This window comes from Rhizobacter sp. (assembly GCF_031412075.1).
GTDB lineage: Bacteria > Pseudomonadota > Gammaproteobacteria > Burkholderiales > Burkholderiaceae_C > Rhizobacter.
Map to the genome: position 1 here is coordinate 1 of NZ_JANOCG010000140.1, position 7,461 is coordinate 7,461.

At 67.1% G+C, this 7,461-nt stretch carries 4 protein-coding genes; 1 reads left to right on the forward strand and 3 read right to left on the reverse strand.

The genetic code is table 11. The features are described from left to right. On the reverse strand, positions 1-3,013 hold a 3,013-nt coding region (locus RMO40_RS05185; RefSeq protein WP_309717267.1), incomplete at its 3' end, for an MG2 domain-containing protein. 221 nt (positions 3,014-3,234) lie between these two features. Further along, positions 3,235-4,806, reverse strand: coding sequence for a M48 family metalloprotease (locus RMO40_RS05190; RefSeq protein WP_309717270.1), 1,572 nt, complete (start codon positions 4,804-4,806; stop codon positions 3,235-3,237). Between the two features lie 130 nt (positions 4,807-4,936). Between RMO40_RS05190 and moaC the strand changes: the two genes are divergently transcribed. Continuing rightward, positions 4,937-5,440 carry a cyclic pyranopterin monophosphate synthase MoaC gene (gene moaC, locus RMO40_RS05195; protein WP_309717272.1) on the forward strand — a complete coding sequence of 168 codons (504 nt, stop codon included), beginning with the start codon at positions 4,937-4,939 and terminating at the stop codon, positions 5,438-5,440. Here moaC and RMO40_RS05200 read toward each other — a convergent pair. Further along, complete coding sequence (locus tag RMO40_RS05200; protein WP_309717275.1) at positions 5,437-7,068, reverse strand: Wzy polymerase domain-containing protein; 1,632 nt, start codon at positions 7,066-7,068, stop codon at positions 5,437-5,439. The genes moaC and RMO40_RS05200 overlap by 4 nt on opposite strands. Positions 7,069-7,461: the final 393 nt, after the last annotated feature.

Below are 7,461 nucleotides of genomic sequence, written 5' to 3' on the forward strand. Positions count from 1 at the left end.
CCCACACGCTGGCGGCGGCTTCGGCCTGGTTGCCAGCGCCGTCTTGCGCCTGCGCGATCAGCTCGACCTGGCCGGCGGTGGACAACTCGGCTTCGCACAGCAGCAGGCCGCGGTCGTCGGTGCTGCCGCTGCACAGGCTGCCCAGCTCGGTGACTTCGTTGCGGTTGTCGTAGGCGTAGAAGCCGCCGACCATGCGCTTGCGGCTGCTGATGACCTGCGCCGAGCGCCCGCGCACTTCAACACGCTGGCCCTTGATCGGCTTGCCGGCGGTGTCGAGCGCCAGCGCCTGGAACTTCACCTTGCCGCGGCTGCTCGCCCAAGAGCCGGCTTTCACGCCCAGCACCACGGCGCTCGGCCACAGGTTGATGCGGGTGGCGGCGGTCTGCACCTCGCCATTGGGGTCGTTGAAAGTGGCTTCGGCGAGCAGTTCGCTGGCGCGGGTGATCTTGGGCAAGGCCTTCAGCGTGAGGCTGGCGGCACCGTTGCGGTCGGTGGTGAGCGGCTGTTTGTCGGCGACGAGCTTGCCGCCACCTTGTGGCTGCTCTTCGCCATCGCCTTCCGTCTCGTTCTGGCTCAGGTCACGCGGCGGCCCAAAGCTGAAGCCGTCATGGCCCGGAAAGGAGATGCCACGCTCGCGCAACACGGCCGTCATTCGCACCGGGGCCTGGCCCATGCCGCCGCCAGAGAAGTAATTGAGCTGCACGTTGATCGGCATCTCGGCGGGCGCAATCGCCACGGCCTTGGGGCCACTCACGCGCGCGTCGACCAAGGGCAGGCGGAACTCTTCGACACGGAAGTCGCCGCTGCGCCAGCGGTTGCGGCGGGTCTCGTCGCTGATGCCTTCACGCTCGAGCAACACCTCGTACACACCGAGCTTGGCCGCGGCAGGAATGTTCCAGCTGGCCGAGGCGTTGCGCACACCGTTCCACTTGATGGGTTGCACAAACTCCTGGCCGCTGCCCTGGTGCACGATCTTCATGCGGGTGGGCAGCTCGTCGGGTTGGAGCGAGGCCAGGCCGTTGGCGGTCTCGCGCCGCATGAAGTGTTTCATCGACACGGTTTCGCCGGCGCGCAGCAGCGTGCGGTCAAACACGGTGTGGGCGCGCAGGTCGGCTTGCGATTCGTTGCTGGTGGGCTGGTTGAAGCGCCACGGCTCCACACCCTTCTGCCAGCTGCTGAACATGAAGGCCATGTCGGTGGCGCCCTTGGTCGGGGCTTTGCGCGCGGTGACGAAGTAACCCGCTTCGCCGGGGCACTCGCCCAGCTGCATCGGCAAGGCCTTGTCGACACGGGCCAGGCCTTGTGCATCGGTTCGACCGGCCCACAGGCGCTGGCCGGTGCAGTCGTTGACCGCCACCTCGGCATCGGCCACCGGCTTGCCTTTGTCGAGCGAGGTCACCCACACCAGGCTGCTCTCGCGGCCCAGCTTGAAGTGCACGCCCAGGTTGGTGACGAGCACGCCGGTGCGCACGTACATCGGCGCCTTCTTGTCGAGCAGCGATTCGCCGAGGCGGCCCGACTCGATCTCGACCACGTGGTAACCCGGCTCGGGCAGCGGAATGCCCACCACCTCAAACGGCCGGGGGTCCTTGCCTTCAAGTTGCGGCAGGTCGAGGCGGCGCACCTCGGCCGCCTGGTTGAGCAGCGACAGCTCGCGTGTGGCCACGTAGCGCGGTTGTTTGACGATCTTGCTGCGGCCTTTGGCGTCGGTGACTTTTTCGCTGGTGAACCACTGCGCCTGCGGCAAACCGGCATCTTGCGCGCTGAGCTGGCTCTCGTGGTGGGTGGCCAGCTTGCGGTACCAGGCGAACACGTCGGCGTCGCTGCGCAAGGTCTTGATGCGCACCGCGCCCGCACTCGCGGCGGGGCGCAGGTCGCCTTGCACATGGCGCAGCGTCAGCGGCAACATGGCCTCGCCCTGCAACTCGACCACACCGAAGGGCGCGGCGGCAAACTTGGCGATAGGCGGTGCATCTCCGGTGGCCACCTTGAGCGGGAAGCTCGCTGCATTGGTGAGCAGCCGCCCGGTACTGTCTTTGACTTCGCGCGGCAGCTCCAGCGTGAAGCTGGCGTTCTCCGGCAAGGGCGTGGGGAAGCGCAGGTCGCTCAGCTCGGCGGCCTTGTCGTCCTTGTCGAACAGCGGCGCCAGCGCAGCGCCCGATGAGGGTTTGAGCCGCACGCCTTCGGCCACGGCACGTGGCACCGGCGACGAGAAGCGCAGCGTCATCGGGCGGATGGGCAGGCAGGGTGCTTCGGCACGCTCACGCTCGCAGCTGAACTCGGCCGTGAAGGCCGGGCGCACACGAAAGTCGAAGCGCTGCTCGACACGCGTCACGATCTTCGGGTTGGCCTGCGCGGCAATGCCCAGGCCCCAAACGACACGCACGGCCGCGTCGGGTGGCAGCGGGCGCTGGCAGGCGAGCATCAGCCATTGGGCGGCCTGTTTTTGCAGGCGACGGGCTTTGAGCACCTCGTCACGCACGGTGCCGGTGACCACACGCACGGGCACGCGCTCGCCAATGCCTTCGATCTCGCAGGATGCGTTGGCCAGCACGGTGGCCTCGACTGCGGCGCCATTCAGGCGCAACAGAAAGTGCTGATCTTCTTCGATCTGGCCGCCGTAGGGCAGGGTCGAGATCACCGCCGGGCCGCCGGTGTTGAAGTTGAACTGGGTGGTGCCGGTCAGGCTGCCGGTCAGCGGCTTCCACTCGGGGCGTGCCGCCACGGTGCAGCGGGTGCCGGGGGGCAGGGCTTCGTCGAAGTCATACAGCCACACCCGGTCATTGGCCCAGCGGCCGTTGCCCTTGGGCGCAGCGCCTTCGCAAGTGAGCTTGAACGGGTCGGCCACGCGCAGGTCGCCGAACTGCACCACCGCTTCGGAGAACTTGGCCGTGAGCTGGCGCACCTGCGCCACTTCGCCTTGTGGCGTGAGGCTGGTGACGGTGGCGGCGTGTGCCGTGGTGGCGGCGATGAACGCGGCAGCGATGGCTGCGCGTTGAATGAAGCGGTGCATGCAGTGACTCCCTTGCCTTCTCGAATGGCGGCAAGGATACGGCAGCGCTTAGTGGAGCCGTTGAGCAACTGCTCCGTTCGCGCTGAGAGTCTGAGAACTTTTGATTTCCGTTCGCCCTGAGCCTGTCGAAGGGTGCGCACAGCACGGCGCTGGCTCCCTTCGACAAGCTCAGTGCGATCGGGAATACAGGCTCAGCCCGAACGGTAGCTTGCGGTGCGGCCTCAGCCCTCGGGTCGTTTCTCTTCGAGTTCGCGGCGGCGGACCTGGCTCTCGATTTCGCGCAAGCGCGCGTCGATCACCGAGGCTTCGATGAAGTCGGCCGACGGGTTGCTGCGCGCGAGTTTTTGCCCGGCGCGCAGGCGATCGACACCGCCGGTCAGGTCGCCTACCGCAATGCGCGATTCGGCTTCGGCACGCAGCGAGCGCAGGCCGTGGCCCAGCTGCTGCCACGAGCGACCCAGCTGCGACCACACGGTGGCGTCTTGCGGGTGCAGCGTGGTCCAGGTCTGCATCTCTTCGACGCTGCGCTGCAGCGCGGGTTTGTCGAGGGCCATCGCCACCTGGGCCGACAACAGCATCACCGCACGCGAGGCAGCAACCCCGTTGCCGCGCGCATAGGGTTGAAGCGTGTCGGCCGCACGCGCTGCATCACCGCGAGCCAGCAATGACTGCACTTGCAGCAACACCACCTCGCGCTGCGCCTGCGCATCGCTGCGTGGGCTGCCGTTCACCAGGCCGAGAGCGAGCTGCAAGGCCGTGTCCGCGCGCGCCCAGTCGCGCAGCAGCGTCGACGCCAAGGCGCTGGCGTAGGCCGCCATCAGCTTGTCGGACACGCTGGCCGTGGGCAGCGCTTCGAGCGACTGCCAGCGGCGCAGGGCATCGACACGCGCATCCATCATCACCTTGGCACGCGCTTGTGCCGCGGTGTGGGCCAACACGCTGACCGGGGGCGCCGGCTTGGCCGTGCCCATGCGCGAACGGGCCTCGCCGATGCGCTCGGCGTTGAGCGGGTGGGTGCGCAGGTAGGGGAAGCCGCCGCTGTCGTTGAGGCGCGAAGACTGGTCGAGCTTTTCGAACATGGCCGCCATGCCGCCGGGCGAGAAGCCGGCCTTGGTCAGCACGGCGAAGCCGATGCGGTCGGCCTCGCGCTCCACGTCGCGCGAGAAATTGAGCTGCCCCTGGATGGCCGCCGCCTGGCTGCCGGAGATGATGGCGTTGGCACCGTCGGTGCGGTTGCTGCGGGAGGCAGCGATCATGCCGAGGATGATGCCGGCCAGACCGATCAACGACTGCCGTGCGCTGTTGGCCATGCCCCGCGCGATGTGGCGCTGCGTGACGTGGGTGAGCTCGTGCGCGAGCACCGAGGCCAGCTCGTCGCGCGTGTGGGTCATCGCGATCAGGCCCAGGTGCACGCCGACAAAACCACCCGGCAACGCAAATGCGTTGACGCTGCGGTCGCGCACGAGAAAGGCCTCCCAGGCGAACTGCTGGTCGAGGTCGGAGGCGATGTCGCCGCGCTCGCGGGCGGCAGCCACCAGCGGCTGCCAGAGGGTCTGCAGGTATTCGAGCAGCAACGGGTCGTCGAGGTAGTCGGGGTCGCGACGGATGTCGCGCATGATCTGCTCGCCCAGGCGACGCTCGTTGCCCACGCTCAGGTCGTCGGAGGTCGCTTCGCCGAGAGCGGGCAACCGGTCTTGAGCCCACACGGGCGGTGCGGCCGGCAGCAGCAGACTCAAGGTGCACAGGCCGGCGAGCAGGCGCTTGGCCAGGGGCAATCGAATGGAATCGTTCAAAACGGCAGGCGTGAAAGGCGGGACGAGAGACGAACGCGTTGGAGCCGATACGGGGCGGGAAGGTTCAGCCCGCGGCCCCGAGATGCGTCGCTATGATGCCAGCGACACATTGCCCGCATGTTTCCCGACCATGTCAACGTCTGCACCTTCCCCCTCGTCCCCCCTGACCCACTTCGATGAGCAGGGCCAGGCGCACATGGTCGATGTGTCGGCCAAGGCCGAGACGCACCGCGTCGCATGCGCCAGCGGCGTGATCCGCATGCTGCCGGCCACGCTGGCGCTGATCCAGTCGGGCAGCGCCAAAAAGGGCGATGTGATCGGCATTGCACGTGTGGCGGCCATCCAGGCCAGCAAGCGCACGGCCGAGCTGATCCCGCTGTGCCACCCGTTGCCCATCACGCGTGTGGCGGTGTCGTTCGAGGTGGATGAATCGGCAAGCCTGGTGCGCTGCACTGCGCAGGTGGAAACACTGGGCCGCACCGGCGTCGAGATGGAAGCGCTGACCGCCGTGCAGGTGGGCCTGCTCACCATCTACGACATGTGCAAGGCAGCCGACCGCGGCATGGTGATGGGCGAGATCCGTGTGCTGGAAAAGCACGGCGGCAAGTCGGGCGACTGGGTGGCTCAGCCTTAGCGCAGCTTGAAATCCTGGTAGGTGAAACGGCGCGTCGACGGCTGGCACTGGAAGGGCTCGGGCTGGTCCGCTGTGCGCTTGGCATCGCACTCGGCTAAAAACTCCGCCGCGTCGAGGTTGCGAAACTCCCGCAGGCGATCAACGAGGTAGCGGGCGCGTTCGACATCGCCCTTTTCCGCATAGGCCTTGGCCCAGGCGATCATCAGACGCGTGTCGAGCAGGTAGTGCGGCGCGCGGCGAAACGCCTTCATCGCCGTGGACGGGTTCGTGGCGACGGTGGCCGCCGCATAGTCTGCATGGTGGGCAAAGAACCAGCTGCGCTGGCCTTGGGCGATGCGATAGGACAAGGGCATGTCGTCGTCGGCCGAGAAGATGGCCGAGACACGCAGGTAGTCGAAGACCGACGCGCCAGTGCCGACGATCAACGCCAGCGACGCACCGATCAGCGAGCGGCGCAGCCAAGGTGATGCCGTTGCGTCCACCTCGCTCGCCTCCGGTTGGCCGTGCCCGAGGCACACACCCATCGCGAAGGCGGTCGGCAACAGGAAGTAGGCGTACCACAGCGGGTACTCCAGCATGCTGTGCACCACCATCATCAACACCAGGATGAAGGCGGTGCGCAACGTCAGGCTGTCAGCGGCCGAGGCGGTGCGGCAGGCTTCGAACGCCTTCCACAGGGCCCACGCGAGCAAGCCGAGTATCAGCGTGCCCAAAGGGATGCCGAGTTCGACCAGGAGTTGCAACGGCAGGTTGTGCGTGTGATCGAAAAACGCCACGGGTCGCCCCGGGAAGGGCGTGAGCGTCCAGGCGAAATTGAACTCGCCCCAGCCGACGCCGAACCACGGGTTCTGCTGGATCAGCTCGAAGGTGTTGGCCCAGATGCCGAAACGTGAACTCGACAGGTCAGACCGTTGCAACTGCGTTCCGCCGGCAAATGACTGCGCGCCGGCCTGCGCCCACTCGTTCATGCCGAGCCAGCACAACACGTAGAACAGCGGCGCGAACCACAGCAGCACGCGTGAGAAACGCGACAGGCGCTTGTCGACCACCCCCCACAGCGCCAGCAGCACGATGCAGACGGTGCCGGTGCGCGAGACGGTGAGCACGTCGCCGAAGATCAACAGCAGCATCAGCACGGCAGTGAGCACCCGGACCGGCTTGAGCTGCGGCACGGCTCGCCGCTCAGCGAGGGTTTCGTGCAACCAGAGCAACGCGGCCATGGCCCACAGCAGCAGGCTGCTCAGGTGGTTCGGCTGGCGCAAGTTGCCGCCGGCTCGGCCGGGGGTTGAAGTGCGTGCAATCCAGTCGCCGTCGGCCAAGTCGGGGGCGAAAACCTGGACGAGGGCTAGGCCGACGCTGATGACGCCGGTCAGCAACAGGGCCGCACACCCCGCTTGAAAGGCCATCCGCCCGGCCTCGTCGCGGCTGCTGGCCCCACCCACCCGCAGCGCCAGCGCGGCGGCAGCGAGCAGGGCCAAGGTCGACAAGGTCAGCGTCGCGGGAAGACGCTCGAACAGAGACGAGGCAACGGTCGCCACGGCCAAAAGACCCAACACGCAGACACCCGCGCCCACGCGCTGCCACGGCACAACGGGTGTGGCCCGCAGGCACAGCACGGTCAGTGCCAACAATGCGCTCCATCCAGCCAGGGCCACGGCCTGATTGAAGAACGTGGCGGAGGGAGGGAGGTTGTTCGCGAGGAGGGCCGGGCCGCAGATGGCGAGTAGAGCAGCCGCCTGCAACGAGATCAGCAGGCGGCTCGCCTTCGTATCGGCGAGAGATGGCGGGGTTTGAGACGAAAGCTGATCGACCACGGAGCACAGGAGATTGAGGAACACTCTGCAGGATCAACGGCGCCGCCGTTGGGCTGCACAGACTGTAACGTCAACATCAGGGCGATCGCGATTGGCAGGCCGCGCTCACCTAACACCACCTACTTGATGGTTTGCTCACGCAGCTTTTCTTGCAGCTCCTCGGAAAGAGCTCCTGAACGCTTCAAAAGCTCCTCTCGCCACTGGTGC